Genomic DNA, 23293 nt, shown 5'->3' on the forward strand with positions numbered 1-23293 from the left:
GGGGATGAGGGGGATGAGGGGGATGAGGGGGATGAGGGGGATGAGGGGGATGAGGGGGATGAGGGGGATGAGGGGGATGAGGGGGATGAGGAAGATGAGGGGGATGAGGGGGATGAGGGGGATGAGGAAGATGAGGGGGATAAGAAAATTAATTTGTCTCTTCCTACTCCCTCATCTCCCCTTGCTTCCTCATCTCCCTCATCTCTTTTTGCCTCGCCTGCCTCTATTTCAAAGGCGGTGCGGAGTGCGGCGACAGCGCGATCGCATTCGGCGGCATGGACTACACAACTTACTTTCACTTCGCTGGTGGAAATCATCTGGATGTTTACGCCTGCTTCGGCTAAGGTGGCGAACATTTTTGCCGCTACACCGGGACGGCCAATCATTCCCGCGCCAGCAATGCTGACTTTGGCAATGTTATGTTCTATCATTACCTCCGCTTCGTCCAATTTGGGGTTAGATTGACTCCTCAGTGCTGGAGCGATCGCTGTTGTTACTGCTTCTGCCCGTTTTAATATTGGTGTGGTGACAGTAAAGGCAATGTCATTACTGTTACCTTCATGAATTGACTGAATAATCAAATCTACGTCTACTTTTTGCCGAGAAATTTCACCAAATAACCTTGCTGCTACGCCTGGTTTGTCGGGTACGCGCAACAAAGCTACTTTTGCTTGGTTAGTGTCAAATTCTACAGCATCTACTGGACGGGCAATTTCGAGATTGATTAGCGATCGCCCTTGGGGTTTGGCTGATGTTACCCAAGTGCCGGGGGCATCTGTCCAACTAGACCTGACCACCAGAGGTACACCATAGTTACGCGCAATTTCCACAGCACGGGGATGCAACACTTTTGCGCCCAAGCTAGCTAGTTCCAACATTTCATTGCAGCTGATGGCATCAATCAACTGAGCTTCGGGAACTAAGCGGGGGTCTGTAGTTAGAATCCCTGGAACATCTGTATAAATTTCGCAAAAATTCGCTTTTAATGCGGCTGCGATCGCCACTGCTGATGTGTCGGAACCACCACGCCCCAAAGTCGTAATTTCTATCTCTTCAGTGCTAGATGTGCCTTGAAAGCCAGCTACTACAACTACTTTACCTTCATTTATGTGGCGAGTTAGGCGAGTAGTTTCAATATGCAAAATTCGAGCGCGGCTGTGTTCGGCTTCGGTAACAATTCCTACCTGAGCGCCAGTCATCGAGATTGCTGGTTGTCCGAGTTCCTGCAATGCCATACTGAGTAAAGCGATCGTTACTTGTTCGCCAGTGGAAAGCAGCATATCCATTTCCCGGCGGTTAGGATTTCGAGAAATTTCATTAGCTAGTTTGACGAGTCCATCGGTGGTTTTCCCCATTGCCGAAACCACTACGACCAGAGAGTTTCCAGCTTTAACCGTTTTATAAACACGCTGTGCAACAGCTTGAATACGTTCGACTGAACCAACAGATGTACCACCGTATTTCTGAACTATGAGCGCCATAACTTTTTTTAATCAATTGTCCCTGCTTTGATCAATGCCCCCACCGGGTCAGGAAGCTTTGAAGGCTTATTAGTTACATAGTTTACTAAATATCGTGTAGCATACCGCATTATAATTGATTATTCAAAAACTACATCTTCGTAAAGTGCCGCCATTGTTTCCTCAAAATCCACGCTATTGAGTCGAAATGATTGATGCTCTGATGTGTAAGATTGTAAAACCCAGAGCCTCTGCTCATTGCGTCGAAAACACTCAACTCGCTGACGTTTTGTATTAATTAAAACATACTCTTGCAGACTTTCCAGTGTTTGATAATCGGCAAATTTGTCGCCCCGGTCAAAGGCTTCAGTAGAATTAGATAAAACTTCGACAATTAAACAGGGAAATCTTTTATAAGCTGGCGTTTCTTGATCTCGTTGGTCGCAAGTAACCATAACATCGGGATAATAAAAGCGATTCAGAGATTCAATTCGGGCTTTCATATCAACGATGTAAACACGCCTTCCAGAGCCGCGTACATGATTACGGAGGAGAGATGCAAGGTTAAGAGCAATAGTAACATGTGGGTCAAGCGCCCCAGCCATTGCGTAGATGTAGCCGTCGATGTATTCATGTTTGACAGGGTTTTGTTCCTCCATTTGGAGGTACTCTTCAGGAGTGAAGTAGTTTTGTTGGGGCGAGGCGATCATAGTTGAAACTTCAAGGTTTGAGTGAAGCTGATTTCTAGGGTAGCGTTTGCTGTTGATTGAAGTTGGTTTTTGAGAGAGAATTTTATAAGAAGAATTCAGAACTCAGGAGTCAGAATGAGCGTATGAATTCTGTACGAGTGGGTGATGAATATTGGTCAAAACCTCGCCACTAGTGGGCGAAAAACTGGTGGGCGAAAAAAATTAAAATATTCTCGCCTTAAAACTCTATCCCTTTATGGGTACAGTATTCACCAATTCTGAATTCTGAATTCTGACTCCTGACTCCTGTTTTATGTTAGGTCTAGACAGAATTACATTTGACCCTAGCATTATGGGTGGACAAGCTTGCATTTGATTGACGAACTCAATGCATACTAAATAGGATTAAATGATATGCTATTTGAATACAAATATCTAAACCTACCATGAAAACTGATTTTTTTATTGATGAAAAGCTCATAGATGAAGCAATTAAAGTAACTGGGCTTAAGACTAAACAAGAAGTAATTGAACTTGGACTGAAGACACTAATTAAACTAAAGCAACAAGAAAAAATAAAAGCTTATCGAGGTAATCTCCAATGGGAAGACAACCTTGATGAGATAAGAACAAATTCATGATTATTGTAGATTCAAGTGTATGGATAGACTATTTTAACGGTAGGGAAACCCCAGAAACAAATAAGCTAGATAGACTTTTGGGAGTAGAACCGCTTGCGATTGCTGATCTGATATTGACTGAGGTACTGAACGCTTTCTTGATGCTTTCTGGATTAGTCAATAGACGTTATCCTTAAGTAAGGAACTGATGTAAGGAACGTGCGTATGGCTAGCGCTACCATCACCAGCAAAGGACAGGTAACTATTCCCAAAGAAATTCGGGATTATCTTAACCTTGATCCAGGTAATAGGGTTGATTTTGTTATTGATGAAAATGGAACAGTTAAACTAATTCCCCTAAATATCCCTATCCAAAGTTTATCCGGGATTTTACACCGTCCGGGGATGAAAAGCGCAACTTTGGAAGAAATGGAAGCCGCAATCCAAGAAGGCTCAAGTGATTGGACTTGATACAAATATTTTAGTGCGCTAAATGGCACTTAAAAATTAGGTAATAAACCAGCTTGTTTACAAATCTCATTAGCAGTAATCCGATCAATGGTAGGATGCCGTTTTACCGGAATAGTTTTTATATCATTAGTATAAATAGAATGATTTCCTCCTTCCCTTAATAAATAAAAGCCATTTTCTTCTAAGTATTTAATTAGCTCCTTTCGTTTGACTGACACACTCAAACCTCTATAGGAATTTGTTCGAGCAAATAACCACCTGTGGGAATTTCTTTATTTTGTTGACGATAAGCAATAACCATTTCTTTTGTTGCGTCTTGCAACATAGCTCTGCATTCTTCTATGGTTTCTCCTTCTGTGATGACTTCTTGCCATTCAATGAGTTGTCCCATATATCCGCTATTAGTTTTTGTATATTTCGCAGTGTATGTAATTAACATTGCTGTGTTTGTGAAGATAATTATATGATTGATCGTAGCTGATTTTTTGTTGTGGGGGCAATTGCTCTCTATCATTCACAACCACATAATAGCGTAGGCGTAAGACATCGCTTGTAGATTTACGCTTTAAACTAGAGCGATCGCCCTGACAACACCATCATTCAACAGGGGTAAAGCGTCAGAGAAATCAATTTTTTAACGTAAGATTAAACTGGTAGCACAACACGAGATTTCATGGTGATAAGGTTTATTCTGAGCGACTATGTTGACCGAGCGATGTCTGGCGACAAGCCGCTTTGCGTCTACGCCCAGGCAATTTATGACAAGTTAGAAGATGGTACATTTACAGGTAGAATTCCTGTTTGCAAAGGAGTGATAGCCTTTGCATTGACTTTGCGCGAGTGTGAGGATGAATTACGCTCAACGTTGGAAGACTGGATTTTGCTTGGGTTAAAGCTGGGACATTCTCTACCAGTAATTGATAATATTGACCTCAACAAGGAGCCAACCCTTGAGCCGATGGATACCGTGTAAGCGTCGGGATTCATCTCTCAACTCTCACAAGCGATCGCTTGTCAATTTACACTATAAACTAAAGCGATGTCTCCGACGGGCGTAGCTGCGGCCAGCTTTCGGCTCAACGATATACCAAAATGAATGCGTGAATTACTCAAATGAGAAAGCAAACTGGGGTTTGAGTAAGTAAAAACTGCTTTTGCTTGTGGAAAACACTAAAATGCGAAAGTAAAAGCTGCTTTTGTTTGTGGAAAACACTAAAATGCGAGATTAAAAGCTGCTTTTGTTTGCGGAAAACACTAAAATGCGAGATTAAAAGCTGCTTTTGAAGAAGTAAAAGCTGCTTTTGTTTGTGGAAAACACTAAAATGCGAGATTAAAAGCTGCTTTTGAAAAAGTAAAAGCTGCTTTTGAGTAAATAATCAGGTATTTTTACTTAATTGAATATGAATTTTAGTCTAGGCGATCGCTTATTATAAGTTTTAGCATGGTATGCTTTGCCCAGAAGTCAAATTTTACTGTGGTGGGGAGAGGCGATCGCGCAAATATGCTAAATTTCCACGCACAGTAACAGTATTAGGATGATTCACCCCTAACCGTCGCTCCAAAATATCTAAAGCTTGGATGTAAAGGAGTTCGGCATCCCTGTATCTGCCTTGGGAGTCGTAGAGTCCCGCTAGGTTGTTGAGGCTAGTGGCGACATCTGGATGTTCTTCTCCCAGCAGCTTGCGCCTGAGTGCTAAAGCTTGGATGTAAAGGGGTTCGGCTTCGCTGTATCTGCCTTGGGAGTCGTAGAGTCCCGCTAGGTTGTTGAGGCTAGTGGCGACATCTGGATGTTCTTCTCCCGGCAGCTTGCGCCAGAGTGCTAAAGCTTGGATAAAAAGGGGTTCGGCTTCGCTGTATCTGCCTTGGAAACCGTAGAGTCCTGCTAGGTTGTTGAGGCTAGTGGCGACATCTGGATGTTCTTCTCCCAGCAGCTGGCGCCTGAGTGCTAAAGCTTGGATGTGAAGGGGTTCGGCTTCGCTGTATCTGCCTTGGGAAAGGTAGAGTCCCGCTAGGCTGTTGAGGCTTTGGGCGATATGTGGATGTTCTTCTCCTAGCAGCTTGCGGCTGAGTGCTAAAGCTTGGATTAAAAGGAGTTCGGCTTCGTTGTATCTGCCTTGGGAACGGTAGAGTCCCGCTAGGTTGTGAAGGCTTTGGGCGACATGTGGATGTTCTTCACCCAGCAGTTGACGCATGAGTGCTAAAGCTTGGATGAGAAGGGGTTCGGCATCGCTGTATCTGCCTTGGGAGTAGTAAAATAACGCTAGGTTGTTAAGGCTTTGGGCGACATCTGAATGTTCTTCTCCCAGCAACTTGCGCCTGAGTGCTAAAGCTTGGATGTAAAGGGGTTCGGCTTCGCTGTATCTGCCTTGGGAGTCGTAGAGTCCCGCTAGGTTATTGAGGCTTTGGGCGACATCTCGATGTTCTTCTCCCAGCAGCTTGCGCCTGAGTGCTAAAGCTTGGATGTGAAGGGGTTCGGCATCGCTGTATCTGCCTTGGGAGTTGTAGAGTAACGCTAGGTTGTTGAGGCTAATGGCGACAGATGGATGTTCTTCTCCCAAGCGCTTTTTAGTGACTTCTAGACATTGTTTAAACCAGGGTAAAGCTTGGTTATATAAACCTTGACCATTGTAAAATCTAGCGTTACCGACGAAAGGCCAAATCAAATCATCATCGCTGACGTATTGAATGAGATAATTAGCCACTTCAGCCAGATGAGGTATGGCGGGAGAAACGGCGGTGATTTGCTCAAGGGTGGGCGAGTCAGGAATATCTTGGGCGATCGCTACCATTATCTGACAAAGCGATCGCTTTAATTCTTCTGCTTGAGATAACCCTTTCAACTTCAGTTGGAAAAATTCTCGCAGCAGTGGATGAAGTTGGTAGATTTCCTCACCTTTGCGTTGGAGTAAATAGAACTTTAACAAATTGCGTCTGGCTTTTTTTTGCTCTTTAGCTTCATTTTGCTCAACCAAATTCCAAGGAATCGGAGCCAAGGCAAATAAACTCAGGAGACAACCTAAAACTTGAGCGTTTTCCTGCAAACGCCGCCAACTTAATTCAAAGGCAGCAGCTACGCCTAGTTTAGCGGTCATTTCTTGTGGAGCTTCGTCTACCGCTTCATTTGTCAGACCTTCATCTTTCAATTGTTGCAAGATTTCTGCTAGAGATAAATCCTCATCAAGTGCTAGATACCTCCCGACTAATTCCAAACCCAAAGGTAAATAACCGAGATGCTTACAAAGTCTTCTAGCAATCCAAGGCTCACGTTGCAGTCGTTCTCTACCCACCAACAATTTTAATAGCTTCATTGCCGCCAATGGTTTCAGCAAATCCAAGTCTAATCGCACTATGGGCGGCTGTAATTTTTCCCTTGTGGTCATCAGCACTTTAAACCGAGAAGATAGCGACTGGAAGTAGGGCTTAACTTCCTTGTATTCCGCGACATCATCCAGCACTAGCAGCACATCACCCCCCTCACGCCAATGCCGCCAGCAATATTGGACTTGCGCGAGTAATTTGTCTTGAGAATCTTGTGTTAAATACTCTGGTAGGTTTAAATCAAGGTGAGTTCTGGCAAACTGCACAATTTGAATGCCCACATCTTCAGTTGTTGCCAGCAACCAGCAAATTCCACCTTTGTAATTTTCACGGTGAGCGATCGCATATTGTAAGGCCAGTTCTGTTTTACCCAGTCCACCCATGCCTGCGATCGCTGCGATCGCAACTTGTTTATTATCCTGCAAAAGTTGGTGAAGATTTTGCAATTCTTCCTCACGCCCGACAAACTCCAGTACCCCACTCAGGGGCAAATTTTGCGGTATTTCAGTAGTGGGATTTAACTTTGCCCGTTCCCCTTCAGGCGACTTTAGTCAATCAGGGGAATTCTGATTGTAATTGATAGTAATGGGGCTATTGTCTACGCCTTGAAAAGTGGGAGCCTTACTATCAATGCTTTGAAAACCTTGGCCATCGTAAACATTCTGGACATTTTTACCTTGAACCTTGCCAATATTAATTTCGTGGTGAATTTCTTGAGCAAGGCTTTGAACTTCTTCACGAAATTGGGTGTCGGTGTCCATTTCGACCTGTAGTTCGGTAGAAACCAAGTCTAAATCTTCCTTAGAACCTTGTTCAGCCTTTGTTAAGGCTTCTTGCACTTTCGGCTTACCCTGGAACTTATCCCAAATTTTTTGACGTAGCAGTTTTAGCTTGTCCAGTGTACCTTCAGTTATCTTCTCTACGGTTTTTTCTATAGCTTTGGTGATTACCAAGGTTGCGATCGCAGCTGCTGTGAGTGATACTGGCTCCATAAGTTTGCCAAAATACACGATATTTTATTTATGGTTATCAGTTTAACAGCCTCTAAACACGTAATGGAGAGCAAATAGCATAATAATCATAAAACTAATTTAAGATATGAACCTCACAGCTTATAGCGTTTCCTAATCATACAAGGTACATCATAGTCCCCTCCTCGCTTGCGGGGAGGGGAGACAAAGCGTAGCTTTGGCGGGGTGGGGTTCTTATTTTTGATTTATGCAAGAGGTCTATGTTTTAAATTCCCCGTTTAAATCTAATTTCATAAAGTCCTAGCAAACCTGCTGCTAATAGCAAAGGTAAATAATAGTAGACTCCCCGATAAACTAGCATTGATCCCAAAACTGCCGCAGCCGAAACTTTTGAAGAGAGAATCAGCAAAATTATAGTTTCAAATACTCCCAAACCACCGGGGACATTACTAACAACACCTGCAAACATCGCTAGTAAGTAGATTCCCAAAAAGTCTAGATAGGACAAAGATATATTAGTAGGAAGCACAACATAAAGAACCGCCGCCGCCAGAATCCAGTCAAAACTAGAAATTGCGATTTGAGCCAGGGATATTTTCAAAGAAGGAAATCGAAATTCTTGTCCCCGAATTATTAATGGTTGTTGAATAAAAATACTTCCTAGCAAATAAGCAGCAACCAATAACAGAAAAATCACGCCGATGGGACGCACCGTGGCAAAAGGTAAATGTAATTGAGTGGGAATTTTGAGGGGGTTGATGAGGAACAAGCAACCTGCAACGGCAAACATTCCCAACCAAAAAGTAAAATTGGCGAAAGCAATTACTTGAGCGATCGCTCCTGCTGACACTCCCCAACTAGAGTAAAATCGATAACGGATAGCACTGCCAGTCAGCAAGGCAAAACCGATGGTATTACTAAACGCAGAGCTAATAAAGCTAGTTAGAGCAATCTTGTTCCAACTTAGGGAACGATTAATGTAGCTAAAACCTAAGATATCGTACCCAACCATCACTAGATAGCCCAAGGCTGTCAGCCAAACTGCCCAGCTTAAGCGACTTTTGGGAATAGCAGCTAGAGAGTTGAGGATATCACGATAATTATACTCATGCAATTCGTTAGCGATCGCCCACACAGAAAGCACCAGCAGCGATAAACCCAACAGTGTGCTAAATTTGAGTCGCAACTTTTTAAGCATTTTAAATGACTCCTGAATTCTGACTTCTGTAGGACTTACGCATCAAGTACGAAATGTAGGGGCAATTCATCAATTGCCCCTACAGTAAATTAAGGCTTTCACTGCCTTTTTGCGTAAGTCCTGAATTCTGAATTCTGACTCCTGACTTCTGACTCCTGACTCCTGACTCCTGAATTCTGAATTCTGAATTCTGACTCCTGAATTCTGACTCCTGACTCCTGACTCCTGAATTCTGACTCCTGAATTCTGAATTCTTCTTCAATAGCAGTCGCAAAATTTTCATCAGGTTGACACATAATTGACATATCATTTGCATAAGCTTTTGAAGATAAACACCAGCTACCAAAGTTGTTTTTATAGTGATAACTGATTAATGAACTACAAAAAATCTAAAATTCTCTTGCTAGTTTCAGTATTAACTCTAGTTGGCTGTAATTACAGTCAAAGTGTAACAGCAAAACCACCTCAACCGCAGGATTTACAAACAACGCCTTCCCTTATTTCAACCCAGCCCAATACTAGCGATTTAGCTACTCCTCTAACTTACAAGATTGAAACCTACAAGAGTCAAGTAATGGGCGCAAGTCGTACCTACGGCGTTTCTTTACCACCGGGCTATAAACAAAACCTAAAACAAAGTTATCCTGTAATCTTTCTCCTCCACGGTGGACATGGTTATCCCAGTGATTGGTTTATTCAGAACAAGGGACAAGCTCTCAAGACTGTGGAAAAACTTTATACTACAGGTAAGTTGCCACCCAGCATCATCATTACACCAGATGGCAACGACAAACGTGGCTCTAGTCGCTACTGGGACCCCCAATATATCGATGGCCCTAACGGTAAAGTCTCTACAGCCGTGGGGGATGAGTTAGTAAAAGTTGTGCAAAGCCGTTATCGGACACTAACTAATCCAGATTTTTGGGCGATAGGTGGTTTATCTTCTGGCGGTTGGGGAGCAATGAATGTGGGATTACACAACCTGGATCATTTCTCGATTTTATTTAGTCATAGTGGTTATTTTCAGGATAAAAGCGGTCCGAAGAATAGCCCAATATCTTATATCAAAACCATTCCCACACCAGCTAAAAGAAGATTGCGAATATACCTAGATTCAGGTAAATCAGATATTGAAGAACTCGGCGAAGCCAAAGGATTTACTGAAGTCCTAAATAATCTCAAAATTTATAATTCGTTTCGTCAGTTTCCTGGTAGTCACACTTGGCAATACTGGCGTGAACACTTAGCGGATTCTTTGACATTTGTGGGAAAACAATTTAGAGCTTCTGAGATAGCTCATAGAGATGAAAATTTAGGTTTTAATCGGGATAAAAATACTCGAAGTTATTAGAACTTTCAATGTAAATAAGGCGATTTTGCCAAAACGTTGACCAATGGATGTCAACGTGGAAAGCTTTGGTGCAATTTTTCAGCATATTCACTATAGTAAGTTCTAATGGAGGTGATTTTTTTTAACCGCTAAAAAAATATGAAGATTTCTAAATTTTTAATTGGCTTGGTAGGAGCGATCGCACTTCTCACGACCGCCGGTTATTATTATGTATTCATCTTAGGTGCGCCACAACTAGACCCGCCCCCAGAAGAGGCAGATACTGGGCTAAAGTTTCAATTAGCAACCTTCAACTCCCAAGCAATGGGTGCAGTCCGTAACTACGGTGTGATTTTGCCCCCTGGCTATAACAAAAATCAGCAAAAGCGCTACCCTGTGATATTCTTATTGCACGGTGGTCATGATGATGCTCGTGCTTACGCTGATAAATACGCACTTTTAGACGTACTGCATGAACTTTATCAAAGTGGAAAATTACCGCCATCGATTGTGATTACACCTGATGGTAATGATAATCGCGGTTCCAGTCCTTTGTATGATCCTGATTATTTTGATGGGCCGAATGGCAAAGTAGGGACTTTGATTGGTTCAGAATTAGTACAAATTGTCAAGTCGCGCTACCGCACTGTGGAAGAACCCCAGTTTTGGGCGCTGGGAGGTCTGTCTTCTGGGGGATGGGGGGCTTTTAATATTGGGTTACGCTATCTCAACAACTTCCAGATTTTGTTTAGCCATAGCGGTTATTTTACCGATAATAGTGGTTCACAAAATAGTCCCCAACAAATTGTGCAACAGCTACCAGTTGAAGATAGGAAGCGATTGCGTGTTTACCTGGATGCAGGTCTGAACGATACTAATTTGCGAGCTTCTACCAAAACCTTCAGCGAAACCTTAAAGAAATTAGGCATTGCTCACGTATTTTATGCATTTCCTGGAGGTCATGGTTTGTCTGGTGCAGATATAGGCTGGAACTACTTTCACAAACATCTCAAAGATTCGCTCTCGTATGTAGGTGAACAGTTTAAAAAAGTTAAGAATTAGGAGTGGGGAGTGGGGAGTGGGGAGTGGGGAGTGGGGAGTAGAGACGCGATTAATCGCGTCTGTACTGGAGTTAGGAGTTTTAACGCCAAAACAAATGACAAATGACAAATGACAAATGACAAATGACAAATGACAAATGACAAATGACAAATGACAAATGACAAATGACAAATGACAAATGACAAAGAACAAATGACTAATAATTTAAAAACTCAGATTGGACTTTGGAGTGCAGCTTTCCTTACAGGTTTAGTCGGAGTAGTAAATTTGTTGTCAGCAGTGACACCTACGCTATACGGGCGAAATCACTGGTTGAAGGAATTTTTACCATTTGAAATTCGTGCCAGTGGTCATATATTTGCAGCGTTGACTGGGTTTGTTTTACTAGCACTTGCTACTAACTTATTACGCCGAAAAAGAATCGCCTGGTTACTGACGATTACTTTACTAGTGATTTCCATTTTCAGCCACTTGCTGAAGGGATTGGACTATGAGGAAAGTCTACTCTCTGGAGTTTTGCTGGTGCAATTAATCTTGATGCGCCATTTTTTCACGGCGCAATCAGACCGTCCTTCAATTGCACGGGGAGTTCGAGCGCTGATCGGCGCTTTATTATTTACTCTGGCATACGGAACTATTGGATTTTACTTGTTAGACGGCAAGTTTTCCGAGAATTTTAATTGGCGGGAAGCGATAGTTCAGACTTTAGCGATGTTCTTCACCGAGGATAATTGGGGACTGCAACCAAAAAGCCGATTTGGAGATTTTTTTGCTAATTCTATCTATATTATTGCCGCAGTTACTATTACTTATGCAATAGTAATGCTATTGCAACCTGTGTTTTGGCGGAATCTCGCAACTACACATGAGCGACAAAAAGCTAAACAAATTGTTGAGCAATATGGATGTTCTTCTTTAGCAGCGTTCACACTTTTAAATGATAAAAGTTATTATTTCAGTCCTTCGGGTAATAGTGTAATTGCTTATGTTCCTAAAGGACGAGGCGCGATCGCTTTAGGAGATCCCATCGGCCCAATTGAAGACCGCAAAGAGACAATTATTGCTTTCCAGCAGTTTTGCCAGCGCAACGACTGGTATCCTGGGTTTTACCAAACGATGCCCGATGATGTTGAGCTTTACAAGTCGTTGGGGTTTAAGGTACTCAAGATTGGAGAAGAAGCGATCGTTGATCTAAAAAGTTTTACGTTACAAGGTAAAGCCGGGAAAAACTTTAGACCATCAATTAGTCGTTTAACTAAGCTAGGATACCAAATCGACTTTTATCAACCACCCATCGCCGATGCTTTGTTGCACCGACTCAAACCTGTCAGTGATGAATGGCTGAAAATGGTACAAGGTTCAGAAAAACAATTTTCTTTGGGTTGGTTTGAAGAAGCTTACCTGCGAGAGTGCGAGATTGCTGTGGTGCATAATCCTGAAGGTGAGATCAGCGCCTTTGCCAACATTCTCAGCGAGTATCAACTCAACGAAGCCACTATTGACATGATGCGACACCGCCCGTCGATTGAAAATGGCACAATGGACTTTCTATTTATTTCCCTACTCCAACATTTTAAAGAGGGTGGGTACGACAGCTTTAATTTCGGTCTTTCTGCCCTTGCGGGAGTTGGAGACTACCCAGAATCGCGCCGCTTGGAGAAAGTATTGCACTATCTTTATGGGCATTTGAATCGCTTCTATAATTTCAAGGGACTGCACGCCTACAGAGAGAAGTTTCGCCCCCGTTGGGAACCACGTTATTTGGTTTACCCCAGTTTAACCGCCTTACCCGATGTAGTTGTGGCATTGATTCGCGCAGATTCAGGCGATCGCCTTTTCGATTATTTCAAACCTGGAGCTTAAATGTGGACTCAAAAAATTCGGAATGATTTTGACCGAATTGCTTTGCATGAGCAACAAGGTTGGAATCACAACAGTCACTATGACAATTTTCTACTCAAACAGTTACCATCGCACTGTGAAAATGTTCTGGATATTGGGTGTGGAACTGGTTCATTCTCTCGTCTTTTAGCTCAACGCGCTGATAGAGTTATTGCAATAGATTTATCTCCCAAGATGATAGAAGTTGCTAAACAAAAATCTCGGCAGTATCCGAGAATAGATTATCAAGTTGCTGACATTTTGCAGTGGGAGTTTCCAGTAAAGCAATTTGACGCAATTGTGTCTATTGCAACTCTTCATCATTTGCCATTGGAGAACTTATTGCCCAATTTGCAAGCTGCCTTGAAGCCGGGTGGTAAGCTTGTAATTCTAGACTTACTAGAGCATGAAAGTATACAAGATAGATTGAGCGATTTCCTTGCTCTTCCCCTGAATTGGATATTTCAGGCGCTTAGGAACAGTTAAGCGATCGCCAGAAGCAGCGATCGCAATGAAAGAACATCTTCGCACAGACAAGTATCTGACTCTCTTACAAGCACAACGAATTTATACCAAGTCACTCAAGGTGCAATGGTTACAAAGCATTTATTCTGGCGTTATTCAGCAGTATGGCAGAAGTCGTCAGCAACACCATAACACCTCATTGCAGGGCAATATCTATCACGGGCGTAGCTGCAACAACTTGATATTTTTATGGTACAATTGTACTATAAAAGTCTGAATATCCGGTGAGTATGCAACGCGAAGTTTATCAGGCGATGCCCAAAGTTTGTAGTAATACCAATTCTGTATGAAGATGCGCTAAACCATATTTAAGCACAAGAAAGAAAAACAAAAAATTGAATTTGACAAAGAGTTAAGCCTTAACTGAATCGTATTGGGTTGTAACAGCTTTTCTGGAAGAATAATAGACTTCAGTAACCGTGGCTTGAAAATATTCTTGACCTTTATAAGGTGGCAATATGACAAATAATCAAATTTCTCTTGTAGAACTAATCCAAATTTTTGCAGAATATCGCCATAATATTATCGTCAATATCAAACACCTGCAAGAACATTATCAAAGAACAGGTATCAAGCGTGTTAAAGGTGTTAGAAACGAAAATGGGGAACTGCTTCAACCTTGGTTGAGAACAGAATATATGGATAATGCTGAGTATGTTGGTATGGGCGAGTTTCAGTTTAACCGCAATACTGCTACTATCAATATGCTTATAAAACGTAAAGTCAAACTTGCCAAATTTGAAGACCAAACCCCCACTCTTGAAGTAGCAGGTTTGTTGGTAAATGACCTCAATAGCTTTAATAACTACACGATTGTAAGTGACGGCAAAATCAATATAAAGTCGTTACAAGTCAAAATCAGCAGTAAAAAAGCCTTTGACTTACTAAAAGAAAACGGCATACTGGATGTAGAAGAATTTGACTTCAATGCTGAATATACCATTCAGTTAGATAACTTGCCGCTTGTAGCTGCTAATAGTTGTTATAGCAGTATTGATGGACTATTTAATGAACTAGCAGAAATTAAAGTACTGACTAGTATTATTTGCGCGCACTTAAAAAAGGAGTCAGATGTATTTATAGCGGCACAGTTAGATGAGTTTCAAAAGCACTATCTGTCTAAGAATATTTACATCAACTTTCCTACAACTAACGAATACACTGATATCAATGAAAGTTTAATTAGTGGAACTATTGACTCAAGGTTGAGCTATAAAATCGACATCGGTAGTCAAGATATTCTGAATCTCAGTAAGTTACCTTCGGCTAACAAATTTCTGAATAGAATGTATCGTCTTTATGACAAAGAAACTGGAGAAATTATCATAAAGGCGAGTTTTGAAATGGCATTTGATGAGAATCTCGCTGTTAGGCACAGGTTACTTTCATCACGCACCAAGATTACGAAAGTTGACGAGTTTATGAAACCAATTTTTGATGATTTTCTTGGGCTTGAGCAAAATGGCATAGTTGCAGGTATTCTTAAGAAAGTTGGTGCTGATAGTTTGGCGCAGTTATTGCAGGATAAACAAACTGGTAAGCAGATTAGCAAAGAAGAAATGGTTGCAGCTTTAACGACGGCAAATAAGAAGCTAGAACAATATGCAGAAAATATCTACCAAGATAAGATATCTCCCTTAGTATTTTATATTGGTTGTACTGGACTATTGCCAGATCAAATGGAAGCAAAAGCCATGACTGCTGAAGAAGCTGCTGCTAAATACCCCGATTTGCAATTTTCTAAAGATGAGCAAGAAGGTACTTTTTTTGCAGTCGGTGATAGTATGATCGGCATCTATGCAAAAACTGAATATTACAGCAAACTTACTTCTGTCTGTATTGACAATTAGATTGCATAGCAATTCTACTTTTTGGCCAATTTTGTAGGGTGTGTTAGCGCACAGAGTACGACCAGAGCTATTTGATTCTAGACAGAAACCGCCCAGAACTGAAGTTTAGGGCTTTTAGCTAAAGTCCGTTAAAACGGACTATAACCCAATACGCTTGGGTTAAGGATAATCGTAGGTTGGGTGGAACGTAGTGAAACCCAACAAACCCACGAAAATGTTGGGTTTCGTTCCTCCACCCAATCTACGCAGATGAAGGGTTTTTGGCGCTAACCCAAGCGTATTGGACTATAACCTATAACCTTTTCTTAGTCGTCTTTAGACGAATGAGTGCTATTAGACTCAGAATTCATTCTGAGGCGGACTAGATGAGAATGAAATAGCCCTGAGAGTACGACACCATCTTTAACTGTTGCGGTGCGTTAAGCTAAAACACATCTAAGAAAGCATATTGCAATTTTCTAAATATCTTGTGGGGTGGGCATCTTGCCCGCCTTAACTATGCAGCTTCAATGCCGATTAGCTTAGATGTTCCCTCTAACGCATCCTACGATTAATGGATCATCGGTTCCCTAAAATATAGCTAGAGCTTGGACTTTGTTTCTTGCGTCGGTGTCGGTTCAGGTGTGGCGGTTTCTGTGGGAGTGGGTGTGGGAGTTGGTGTAAGCGTGGGAGTTGGCGTTGGCGTGGGAGTTGGTGTAAGCGTGGGTGTTTCCGTGGGCGTTGGCGATGGGGGAGGAGTGGGATTTTCCACTGTAATGCTGAGTTGATAATCTACTGGTTTCGATGCTGTCGAAACCACGACAAACTCGTAAAATCCCTTTTCTGGTAATTTAGTTGACAAACTACGCTGGGTAGAATCTTCTAAAAATTGAATTTTGCCAGAGGGTGAATAGACTGATAACAAAACTTGGGAATTTGCTTCTAGCTTCAATTCCAGAGATTGCTCTTTGGCAAGTCCAGCAATAAATACTTTACCACCACCAGGTTGGAGAGTACCGCTAACTATTTTCCCAGTAGCGCCGGGATCAAAGACAAGTTTCTCGAAAGCGCTACCGGCGAGGATAGCACTAAGCCGATCGCTAACAAAACCGTACCAAACTTGTCCAATGGGCTGTTCTCGGAAATCTTTACCACGCTCATCAGGGAATACACTTAAGAAAGCAGCATTTCCCAAATCAGCTAAAGAACGACTACCAACGTTGATTTTGTTGACTTGTAGTTTCCAGCGATCGCGTTCAGCAGTTGTGTAAGTTCCCAATTTTTGACGTGCTTTGTTACTCAATGGTGCTAGTTTTTCTAACAATTCTGAGGCTGTTTGATCCCATTCTGCCCGCAAACTCTCATCTTCAGTAGCGTTGCTGAGAGTGCGTCCCCGTAAACTGGGGTTTCTGTCCCAAAAAACTTGATTCACCAAGTTAATATAGAATTTCTCATCAATACCCAATTGTTGACGGCGATCGCTTAATCTTTCTTTGCGTTCCCGTTCTGCTGGTGAATATTGCGCTAAGGGATCGGTTGGTTCTTCAGTTGGAATTGGGCTGGCTGTGGGTGTAGGTTTGACTTCCACTACATCGCGGCTGCTATTCATTCCCCACCAAATTAATCCAACACTACCAGCTAACGCCACCGCCGCAAGGAAGGTTTTTGTAGGTGTCCACCAGGGGGATGAGGGGGATGAGGGGGATGAGGGGGATGAGGGAGAGATGGCGACGGTGGCGGATGTGGGTTGTGGTGGGGTGGGATATTGAGTTGGGGGATAGTTAGCTGGGAGTGGGTTGAGGGCTTGGAGTACTTGACGGGCTGATTGATAGCGATCGCCTGGTCTGGGAGATAACATTTTATCTAGTACTTGTGCCAAAGTTTGACTCAGGCTAACTTCTCGGCGCCACTGCCAACTGAGAGTGTAGGCATCAATTAATTCTTGGGGTTGTTTTCCTGTCAGTAAAACCAGCATTGTTGCGGCCATTGCATACAAGTCGCTGTGGGGAGATACCATCCCAGTTTGCATCTGTTCTGGGGGTGCAAATCCTACTTTACCCAATAGGGTTGGTGCTGGGGGAGGTGCAACGACACCGGGTTGGTAATATTGGGAAGCAACGGTTGCTACTACTTGTTTGACACCGCCAAAATCAATTAACACTGGCAGTTGGTCAACAGTCCGAAGCATTAAGTTATCTGGAGAAATATCTCGATGAATTACTCCTAGTGAGTGGATGTATTCCAACACTGGCAAAATTAAAAGCAACAATTGGTGTACTTCCGCCTCTGTAAAGCGCAAACCCCTTTGTATCCGGGCATCTAACAACGAATTGTAAGTTTCCCCTTCGACATAATCTTGCACCAAAAACAGATATTCTTTGCCCCCTAAATTCATCCTCAGCAGTTCCCGGAAGCGGGGAATTTGGGGATGTTGCAGTTTATAAAGAACACTCGCTTCTCTCTCAAACAGTTCTTCAGCTTTTTGAACAACGTAAGCGGTTTGAACTTGGGGAGAAAATTCCTTTAAAACACAAAGTTCGCGGAAACGGTTGATATCTTCAGCTAAATAAGTGCGTCCAAAGCCACCTTGACCAATTTGACGCACAATTAGATAGCGATCGCCTAAAGTTAGTCCCGGTTGAATACTATAACTCATGTTTGTTATTTGTCATTTGTCATTTGTCATTTGTTATTTGTTATTTGTTATTAGTGACTCTTCCCCAGTCCCCTTATTTGCCAGATTGTACTTTACTGATTTGATCGGCTGCGATCGCATACCAAATTTGACCAAAAGTCTGTTGATTCAGTTTCCCACGCTCCTCACCAGGAAACAACCGATCAAATTTTTCATTTGTGTCTTTGTTCAGTTGATCAATTGTATAATTCCCAAACTGCCCCGATCGCGCAAGTCGTCTCCATGTTTCGTAATTTTGTGCAGTATATTTACCCAGTTTCCGACGTGCTGCTGTACTCAGATCAGCCTGTTCTAGTTTATTCAATAAATCGTCAGCGATACTTGACCATTCATCTCGTAAACCAGCATCTTCAGGTTTAGATGTCAAGCTACGTCCCTTTAATTCCGGTTTTTTTGTATAAAATAAATTATCTACAAAGGGAATAAAAAACCCTTCAGTAATTTCTAGCTGTTGACGACGACTGTTAATTTGTTGGAGGTCGTGATTTTTTCCTTTGTCGCTAACTGGTTTTCCGCTTGGATTTGGAAACTTGGGAATTTGCGGTAATGAAATTGATGGAATGGTGATTGAAGTTACAGTCCGAATGACTGCATTTCCTGCCGCCAAAGTTAATCCAACTAAAGCTGTCCCCCCTAAACTGATTACAAAAGGGCGAATCCAAACAGGCCAAGATATTGGTTTAGCGAGTGCTTGCGTTTGACTCTGGAATCTACTCACAATAGCACTGGCGCGTTGTCTTCCTGGAGCAACTACCATCGTCTTGATCTTGGTGGTAATATAATTACTTGGGGATTTTGTAGCAGTTGGCGATGGTAAATCTTTGAGGATTTGATCGGCTCGTTGGTAGCGATCGCTCGGTTTATAAGCCAGCATCTTTTTTAACACCGCTTCCAGTTGGGGACTAACTCGAATTTCCTTTCCCCATCCCCAAATTCCCTGATAGCTGTCGTATAATTTTTGTGGTTCTTTACCTGTGAGCAACACCAATGTCGTCACCGCCAAAGAATATAAATCACTACTTAAAAATACTTTACCCTGCCGTAGCTGTTCCTCTGGAGCGTAGCCCTTTTTACCTAGCAAAGTGTTATTTCCAACCAACTTAGTCCGCCAAAAACCTTGAGAAGCTGGCAATTGCTTGACACCACCAAAATCAATTAACACTGGCAGATGATCAGAACGTCGCCAAATTAGATTATCAGGAGTGATATCGCGGTGAACTACATCTTGTGAGTGGATGTAGGATAACACGGGTAAAATCTGTTGCAGAAGGGTGATTACTTCCTCTTCACTGAAGGTTTTTCCTTGACTTTCGCGCTGTTCTAATAATTGGTAATAATTGTCACCTTCCACATAATCTTGCACCAGAAAGAAAAAATCTTTAGTACCTATCTTCACTTGTAGCGAGGCGTGAAAACGCGGAATTTGCGAATGCTGGAGTTTTTTCAGAACATTTGCTTCTCGTTCAAATAACTCTTTAGCTTTTTGTAAATCTTGCTGTTTTTGTACTTGGGGTGCAAATTCCTTCAGCACACATGTTTGATCGGACTTATCTCTATCTTGGGCCAAATAGGTGCGTCCAAAGCCGCCCTGCCCTAGAAGACGGATAATCTGATAGCGATTATCCACAATCTGCCCCACAGCAAGAGGTAATGGTTCACCACAATGGGTACAAAAGCGGTTACTGCCATTATTTGTGTGTTGTTTACTGCAATAGAGCTGCATGGTGCCCAAGGATAAATTAAGGTTTTATTGACTAACTACAACGCGCATACCCTCATTTTCGGATATCCTACGAATTACGAATTATTTTAACGGTGTTGGTTCGACTTCAGGATAAACAACAAGCGTCGTAACCATTCCTCAACCTGAAGGTACGAGGCTTTGTCCCCCTCCCAACACTACTAACAATCGCTTGTTCACTTATGTTGCTTGCGGAACTTACGGGCGCGGTTACGTTTGACCAGAGGGTGTACTCACCCCCACACCTCGCGACTCAATTTACGTGGATACTCGCTATCTCACTTGGTTACTGCTTAAGCTTTGGAAACGAGTCAATTTCCTGCATTTAGCAATTTCACCGTATGCTAATTTTACAGTAAAGCCGTCCTCTAAGGCGTTGCCCTGAGCTTGCCGAAGGGACGGGGTTTCTACCCAAATTTCTGATGAACTGCAAACCACGACAGCAACAAGTAATTAAAGCATTTGAAGATTTTTTGTCTACCCCCCTAGAAACGGTACTGCAACGGCATCTCAACACTCCAACTTCAGCAGCTTTGAGTTTATTTCACGATGTGGCGGCTAATGTACCAGCTTACAAGGCTTTTTTAGCAGAAAGGGAAATTAATCCCGCAACTATTCAAAGCTTAGAGGAGTTTCAAAAACTACCAGCGATCGCTAAACAAAATTATATCCTGCGTTATCCCTTAGCTGACTTGTGCCGCAACGGACAATTAGAAGAGTGTGATATGATAGCTGCTTCATCAGGTTCCAGTGGTAAACCCACATTTTGGCCTCGTTTTTTCACAGATGAACTCCAAATCGCCACACGTTTTGAACAGATTTTTCACGATAGTTTCTATTCAGATACCAGACGTACCCTAGCAGTGATTTGTTTCACTTTAGGCACTTGGGTAGGTGGAATGTTTACTACTAATTGCTGTCGTTATCTTGCTAGCAAAGGTTATCCCATCACTGTAATTACTCCTGGTAACAACAAAGAAGAAATCTTGCGAGTTGTCCAAGAACTAGGTTCAGCATTTCAGCAAGTGGTGTTATTGGGATACCCGCCATTTTTAAAAGATGTGATTGATACTGGTATCGCTTGTAGTGTGGAGTGGCAGCAATATCAGATTAAATTAGTGATGGCGGGAGAAGTATTTAGTGAAGAATGGCGGAGTTTAGTTGGTGAAAGAGTTGGTTCACAAAATCCCTGTTATGATTTTGCATCACTTTACGGCACTGCGGATGCAGGAGTTTTAGGTAATGAAACACCGTTAAGTATTTGCATTCGCCGTTTTTTGGCAAAAAATCCCGATGCAGCTAGAGCTTTATTTGGGGAATCGCGTTTACCCACGTTAGTACAATATGATCCTTGCAGTCGCTTTTTTGAAGTTGAAGATGGCGGATTGCTGTTTTCGGGAGATAACGGTATTCCCTTAGTGCGTTATGACATCTTGGATACTGGCGGGATAATTAGTTATGATGCCATGCTGCAATTTTTAGCAGAATGGGGATTTAACCCTGTTGCAGCGTTAGAAAACTCAGCACTCCCCACTCCCCACTCCCCACTCCCCACTCCCCACTCCCTTAGAGGTATTCATCAGCTACCTTTCGTTTATGTCTTCGGTCGTTCTAACTTTACAGTTTCCTACTTTGGCGCAAATATCTATCCAGAAAATGTGACGGTGGGATTAGAACAACCAGGAATTCAAGAATGGGTGACGGGTAAATTTGTGTTGCAGGTGAAGGAAGATGCAGATAAGAATCGATTTTTATCTGTGGTTGTGGAGTTAGGAGCAGGGGTAGAGGGTAGTGAAGATCGAAGAGAAGCGATCGCATCTTCTATTCTTTCACAACTGCTACGTTTAAATAGCGAGTTTGCAAATTATGTTCCCGCAGAATATCAAACACCACAGGTTACATTAGCGCCAATGGGTGATTTTGAATATTTCCCCATTGGGGTGAAACATCGTTATACGCGTCAATAGTACTAGGCGCGATGAATCAAATACAAGAAGACGCGATGAATCGCGTCTCTACAAGGGGGGATGGGGTGGTTGTTCGCGATCGCGTTCCCAATTGATTGGGTTATTGATAATATATTGTCTAATTTGATCGAGGGCAAATTCATTACGAATTATGTTGTCATGAAACCTTCCTTCCCATCTAAAACCTTGAGAGATTTGATTAATTTCAAATGTACATCGTCCTTTGTACCACCTAACAATTTTAGAAAGAGAATTTTTAGACAACATCGGGTTAAATAACCCAGTAACCCCACCCGGTTCACCATCCCCCCTTGTAGAGACGCGATTCATCGCGTCTTCTTCCTGTGTTTGAATCGTTTGAATCGCGTCTTCTCGTATTTGATTAATAACCAAAATCCCGTGAATATGATTAGGCATGACGCAAAACGAATCTATCCGGCAATTAGAAAAATGATTAGGAATCTCGTACCACAATTTCTGAGCAATTTCTCCAATTGGCGATCGCTGCATTTCACCCTGCACACCTCACCAAAAAAGTATTTTTTACCGTCGGTGCAAATAGTAATGAAATATCCACCATCACTAGCATAATTCCATGCTGGCAAACGGGTTGAATCAATTCGATATTTACCTTTGTATTTGGGTTTGTTGTTTTCTGGTTGAGGCTCATCATTATTCATGATTACATCTTTGATATAAAAATTTATGCAATTATTGCTTTGCATTGATGTAATTGCCAACCGAAAAAACTCGGAATTATTTGCGCTATGTAAATGATGGGAAGGAAGAAGACGCCATGAATCGCGTCTCTACAAGGGGCGATCGCAAAAACGATGCCTGCGGCGGGCTACGCCTACGCATTCCCATTCTGTTTACAATATCTGTTTTACTAGGGGCGATCGCCTCTGCCACAGTTTCCCCTAAGATAACCAAAGCACCTGGAAGAATTTTGATAGCTTTGGTTCACAACGCAAGTTCGTTTGAATTTATAGTTGGTAGCTTAGGCACAATGAAGTTAAAAATCAAGTATAAAAGCTAGTTACTTCCATTATCTCCAGCGATCGCGGCATAATAAAAACTAAACCTTGAAATTATGAAGTAGGCAATGAATACTACCGATAATTCTCCGATGGATGATGGGTCATCAGCAGATTTGATCTCTGTCGCAGAGTTGCAGCAACAGCTTAATGACTTACTCCAGCAACTATCTCCAGAGCGATTACAGGTGCTGACTGATTTTGCTGCTTATTTGGCAAATGCTGAAAGCGAAGCTGCAACCCAAGAACTTTTGGCAATTCCTGGATTGTTAGAGCGAGTTAAGCAAAATCAAGTAACGCCTAAAGCCCAATACACCGCCTGGAGAACTCTTCGCTCTGATGTATGAAGTTATTCTTCATCCCGATGTCCAAGAAGTTTATGTCAATGCTGACAAAGCTTTTGCTAAGAAAATTGCCCGATGTTTGCAGCAGCTAGAACAAACTCCTCGATCGCACCCCAACATTAAAGCCCTGAAGGATCGCTCATCGCAGTGAGGTA

At 42.3% G+C, this 23293-nt stretch carries 26 protein-coding genes; 13 read left to right on the forward strand and 13 right to left on the reverse strand.

Annotated elements, in window-relative coordinates:
- Together V7K27_RS35545 and V7K27_RS35550 are read right to left on the reverse strand one after the other, a co-directional pair.
- Positions 1-1481, reverse strand: a 1481-nt coding sequence (locus tag V7K27_RS35545) for an aspartate kinase (RefSeq protein WP_334953553.1), incomplete at its 3' end; no start/stop codon positions are given.
- 119 nt (positions 1482-1600) lie between these two features.
- The gene (locus V7K27_RS35550) at positions 1601-2170 is read right to left on the reverse strand and encodes a Uma2 family endonuclease (protein ID WP_334953554.1); all 570 of its coding nucleotides are present in this window, start codon (positions 2168-2170) and stop codon (positions 1601-1603) included.
- Positions 2171-2595: 425 nt separating this feature from the next.
- Here V7K27_RS35550 and V7K27_RS35555 point away from each other — a divergent pair, with 425 nt between their 5' ends.
- Positions 2596-2790, forward strand: coding sequence for a type II toxin-antitoxin system VapB family antitoxin (locus V7K27_RS35555; protein WP_334953555.1), 195 nt, complete (start codon positions 2596-2598; stop codon positions 2788-2790).
- A gap of 204 nt (positions 2791-2994) precedes the next feature.
- A complete protein-coding gene (locus tag V7K27_RS35560; protein ID WP_334953556.1) occupies positions 2995-3240 on the forward strand; it encodes an AbrB/MazE/SpoVT family DNA-binding domain-containing protein in 246 nt (81 codons plus the stop codon).
- 29 nt (positions 3241-3269) lie between these two features.
- Here the strand turns inward: V7K27_RS35560 and V7K27_RS35565 are convergent, their stop codons facing one another.
- A complete protein-coding gene (locus tag V7K27_RS35565; protein WP_334953558.1) occupies positions 3270-3458 on the reverse strand; it encodes a type II toxin-antitoxin system HicA family toxin in 189 nt (62 codons plus the stop codon).
- Positions 3459-3460: 2 nt separating this feature from the next.
- Complete coding sequence (locus V7K27_RS35570) at positions 3461-3754, reverse strand: type II toxin-antitoxin system HicB family antitoxin (RefSeq protein WP_334953559.1); 294 nt, start codon at positions 3752-3754, stop codon at positions 3461-3463.
- Positions 3755-3913: 159 nt separating this feature from the next.
- On the opposite strand from V7K27_RS35570, the gene V7K27_RS35575 reads away from it, so the two are divergent.
- Positions 3914-4213, forward strand: coding sequence for a type II toxin-antitoxin system HicB family antitoxin (locus V7K27_RS35575; RefSeq protein ID WP_334953560.1), 300 nt, complete (start codon positions 3914-3916; stop codon positions 4211-4213).
- Between the two features lie 496 nt (positions 4214-4709).
- Here the strand turns inward: V7K27_RS35575 and V7K27_RS35580 are convergent, their stop codons facing one another.
- The 4 genes from V7K27_RS35580 to V7K27_RS35595 form a co-directional block, all read right to left on the reverse strand.
- Positions 4710-7049: a tetratricopeptide repeat protein gene (locus tag V7K27_RS35580; protein ID WP_334953561.1), complete on the reverse strand. Its 2340-nt coding sequence runs from the start codon at positions 7047-7049 to the stop codon at positions 4710-4712.
- Between the two features lie 60 nt (positions 7050-7109).
- Positions 7110-7550 (reverse strand): hypothetical protein, encoded by a 441-nt coding sequence (locus V7K27_RS35585; protein WP_334953563.1) that lies wholly within the window; start codon positions 7548-7550, stop codon positions 7110-7112.
- A gap of 244 nt (positions 7551-7794) precedes the next feature.
- Complete coding sequence (locus tag V7K27_RS35590) at positions 7795-8727, reverse strand: lysylphosphatidylglycerol synthase domain-containing protein (RefSeq protein WP_334953565.1); 933 nt, start codon at positions 8725-8727, stop codon at positions 7795-7797.
- A 98-nt stretch (positions 8728-8825) separates the two neighbouring features.
- Positions 8826-9032: a hypothetical protein gene (locus tag V7K27_RS35595; protein WP_334953567.1), complete on the reverse strand. Its 207-nt coding sequence runs from the start codon at positions 9030-9032 to the stop codon at positions 8826-8828.
- Positions 9033-9100: 68 nt separating this feature from the next.
- Here V7K27_RS35595 and V7K27_RS35600 point away from each other — a divergent pair, with 68 nt between their 5' ends.
- Together V7K27_RS35600 and V7K27_RS35605 are read left to right on the forward strand one after the other, a co-directional pair.
- Positions 9101-10078, forward strand: a complete 978-nt coding sequence (locus V7K27_RS35600; protein ID WP_334953568.1) for an alpha/beta hydrolase — start codon at positions 9101-9103, stop codon at positions 10076-10078.
- A gap of 138 nt (positions 10079-10216) precedes the next feature.
- The gene (locus V7K27_RS35605; protein ID WP_334953569.1) at positions 10217-11119 is read left to right on the forward strand and encodes an alpha/beta hydrolase; all 903 of its coding nucleotides are present in this window, start codon (positions 10217-10219) and stop codon (positions 11117-11119) included.
- Here V7K27_RS35605 and V7K27_RS35610 read toward each other — a convergent pair.
- Positions 11116-11304 (reverse strand): hypothetical protein, encoded by a 189-nt coding sequence (locus V7K27_RS35610; protein WP_334953570.1) that lies wholly within the window; start codon positions 11302-11304, stop codon positions 11116-11118. The genes V7K27_RS35605 and V7K27_RS35610 overlap by 4 nt on opposite strands.
- A 7-nt stretch (positions 11305-11311) precedes the next feature.
- Here V7K27_RS35610 and V7K27_RS35615 point away from each other — a divergent pair, with 7 nt between their 5' ends.
- The 4 genes from V7K27_RS35615 to V7K27_RS35630 all read left to right on the forward strand — a co-directional run bounded on the left by V7K27_RS35615 (position 11312) and on the right by V7K27_RS35630 (position 15375).
- Entirely contained in the window at positions 11312-12982 is a 1671-nt protein-coding gene (locus tag V7K27_RS35615) for a phosphatidylglycerol lysyltransferase domain-containing protein (RefSeq protein WP_334953686.1), read from the forward strand.
- Positions 12983-13486, forward strand: a complete 504-nt coding sequence (locus V7K27_RS35620; RefSeq protein WP_334953571.1) for a class I SAM-dependent methyltransferase — start codon at positions 12983-12985, stop codon at positions 13484-13486.
- 25 nt (positions 13487-13511) lie between these two features.
- Positions 13512-13742, forward strand: coding sequence for a hypothetical protein (locus V7K27_RS35625; RefSeq protein WP_334953573.1), 231 nt, complete (start codon positions 13512-13514; stop codon positions 13740-13742).
- Between the two features lie 241 nt (positions 13743-13983).
- Positions 13984-15375: a hypothetical protein gene (locus V7K27_RS35630; protein ID WP_334953574.1), complete on the forward strand. Its 1392-nt coding sequence runs from the start codon at positions 13984-13986 to the stop codon at positions 15373-15375.
- Positions 15376-15955: 580 nt separating this feature from the next.
- On the opposite strand, the gene V7K27_RS35635 is transcribed toward V7K27_RS35630, so the two are convergent.
- The gene (locus V7K27_RS35635) at positions 15956-18010 is read right to left on the reverse strand and encodes a serine/threonine-protein kinase (RefSeq protein ID WP_334953575.1); all 2055 of its coding nucleotides are present in this window, start codon (positions 18008-18010) and stop codon (positions 15956-15958) included.
- A 73-nt stretch (positions 18011-18083) separates the two neighbouring features.
- Entirely contained in the window at positions 18084-19772 is a 1689-nt protein-coding gene (locus V7K27_RS35640; RefSeq protein ID WP_334953577.1) for a serine/threonine-protein kinase, read from the reverse strand.
- A gap of 440 nt (positions 19773-20212) precedes the next feature.
- On the opposite strand from V7K27_RS35640, the gene V7K27_RS35645 reads away from it, so the two are divergent.
- Positions 20213-21757, forward strand: a complete 1545-nt coding sequence (locus V7K27_RS35645; protein ID WP_334953579.1) for a phenylacetate--CoA ligase family protein — start codon at positions 20213-20215, stop codon at positions 21755-21757.
- A 48-nt stretch (positions 21758-21805) separates the two neighbouring features.
- Here V7K27_RS35645 and V7K27_RS35650 read toward each other — a convergent pair whose 3' ends face one another.
- Positions 21806-22174, reverse strand: a complete 369-nt coding sequence (locus tag V7K27_RS35650; protein WP_442947677.1) for a transposase — start codon at positions 22172-22174, stop codon at positions 21806-21808.
- A gap of 14 nt (positions 22175-22188) precedes the next feature.
- Positions 22189-22437, reverse strand: coding sequence for a hypothetical protein (locus V7K27_RS35655; protein WP_334953702.1), 249 nt, complete (start codon positions 22435-22437; stop codon positions 22189-22191).
- A gap of 53 nt (positions 22438-22490) precedes the next feature.
- Here V7K27_RS35655 and V7K27_RS35660 point away from each other — a divergent pair, with 53 nt between their 5' ends.
- From V7K27_RS35660 to V7K27_RS35670, 3 genes are all read left to right on the forward strand, one after another.
- A complete protein-coding gene (locus V7K27_RS35660) occupies positions 22491-22796 on the forward strand; it encodes a hypothetical protein (protein WP_334953580.1) in 306 nt (101 codons plus the stop codon).
- 66 nt (positions 22797-22862) lie between these two features.
- Positions 22863-23141: a hypothetical protein gene (locus tag V7K27_RS35665; protein WP_229486677.1), complete on the forward strand. Its 279-nt coding sequence runs from the start codon at positions 22863-22865 to the stop codon at positions 23139-23141.
- The gene (locus V7K27_RS35670; protein WP_223265139.1) at positions 23134-23289 is read left to right on the forward strand and encodes a type II toxin-antitoxin system RelE family toxin; all 156 of its coding nucleotides are present in this window, start codon (positions 23134-23136) and stop codon (positions 23287-23289) included. The genes V7K27_RS35665 and V7K27_RS35670 overlap by 8 nt, the downstream gene beginning before the upstream one ends.
- The last annotated feature ends 4 nt before the right edge of the window (positions 23290-23293 follow it).

Source organism: Nostoc sp., from assembly GCF_036919575.1.
In the GTDB taxonomy this organism is placed as follows: Bacteria; Cyanobacteriota; Cyanobacteriia; order Cyanobacteriales; family Nostocaceae; genus Nostoc.

What these genes read in the sequence shown, in the direction of transcription:
- V7K27_RS35550 (WP_334953554.1), bottom strand. Translation starts at nt 2,170, where the DNA reads ATGATCGCCTCGCCCCAACAAAACTACTTCACTCCTGAAGAGTACCTC.
- V7K27_RS35555 (WP_334953555.1), top strand. Translation starts at nt 2,596, where the DNA reads ATGAAAACTGATTTTTTTATTGATGAAAAGCTCATAGATGAAGCAATT.
- V7K27_RS35560 (WP_334953556.1), top strand. Translation starts at nt 2,995, where the DNA reads ATGGCTAGCGCTACCATCACCAGCAAAGGACAGGTAACTATTCCCAAA.
- V7K27_RS35570 (WP_334953559.1), bottom strand. Translation starts at nt 3,754, where the DNA reads ATGATAGAGAGCAATTGCCCCCACAACAAAAAATCAGCTACGATCAAT.
- V7K27_RS35575 (WP_334953560.1), top strand. Translation starts at nt 3,914, where the DNA reads ATGGTGATAAGGTTTATTCTGAGCGACTATGTTGACCGAGCGATGTCT.
- V7K27_RS35585 (WP_334953563.1), bottom strand. Translation starts at nt 7,550, where the DNA reads ATGGAGCCAGTATCACTCACAGCAGCTGCGATCGCAACCTTGGTAATC.
- V7K27_RS35590 (WP_334953565.1), bottom strand. Translation starts at nt 8,727, where the DNA reads ATGCTTAAAAAGTTGCGACTCAAATTTAGCACACTGTTGGGTTTATCG.
- V7K27_RS35595 (WP_334953567.1), bottom strand. Translation starts at nt 9,032, where the DNA reads ATGTCAATTATGTGTCAACCTGATGAAAATTTTGCGACTGCTATTGAA.
- V7K27_RS35600 (WP_334953568.1), top strand. Translation starts at nt 9,101, where the DNA reads ATGAACTACAAAAAATCTAAAATTCTCTTGCTAGTTTCAGTATTAACT.
- V7K27_RS35605 (WP_334953569.1), top strand. Translation starts at nt 10,217, where the DNA reads ATGAAGATTTCTAAATTTTTAATTGGCTTGGTAGGAGCGATCGCACTT.
- V7K27_RS35615 (WP_334953686.1), top strand. Translation starts at nt 11,312, where the DNA reads ATGACTAATAATTTAAAAACTCAGATTGGACTTTGGAGTGCAGCTTTC.
- V7K27_RS35620 (WP_334953571.1), top strand. Translation starts at nt 12,983, where the DNA reads ATGTGGACTCAAAAAATTCGGAATGATTTTGACCGAATTGCTTTGCAT.
- V7K27_RS35625 (WP_334953573.1), top strand. Translation starts at nt 13,512, where the DNA reads ATGAAAGAACATCTTCGCACAGACAAGTATCTGACTCTCTTACAAGCA.
- V7K27_RS35630 (WP_334953574.1), top strand. Translation starts at nt 13,984, where the DNA reads ATGACAAATAATCAAATTTCTCTTGTAGAACTAATCCAAATTTTTGCA.
- V7K27_RS35635 (WP_334953575.1), bottom strand. Translation starts at nt 18,010, where the DNA reads ATGAGTTATAGTATTCAACCGGGACTAACTTTAGGCGATCGCTATCTA.
- V7K27_RS35640 (WP_334953577.1), bottom strand. Translation starts at nt 19,772, where the DNA reads ATGCAGCTCTATTGCAGTAAACAACACACAAATAATGGCAGTAACCGC.
- V7K27_RS35645 (WP_334953579.1), top strand. Translation starts at nt 20,213, where the DNA reads ATGAACTGCAAACCACGACAGCAACAAGTAATTAAAGCATTTGAAGAT.
- V7K27_RS35650 (WP_442947677.1), bottom strand. Translation starts at nt 22,174, where the DNA reads ATGCCTAATCATATTCACGGGATTTTGGTTATTAATCAAATACGAGAA.
- V7K27_RS35655 (WP_334953702.1), bottom strand. Translation starts at nt 22,437, where the DNA reads ATGAATAATGATGAGCCTCAACCAGAAAACAACAAACCCAAATACAAA.
- V7K27_RS35665 (WP_229486677.1), top strand. Translation starts at nt 22,863, where the DNA reads ATGAATACTACCGATAATTCTCCGATGGATGATGGGTCATCAGCAGAT.
- V7K27_RS35670 (WP_223265139.1), top strand. Translation starts at nt 23,134, where the DNA reads ATGTATGAAGTTATTCTTCATCCCGATGTCCAAGAAGTTTATGTCAAT.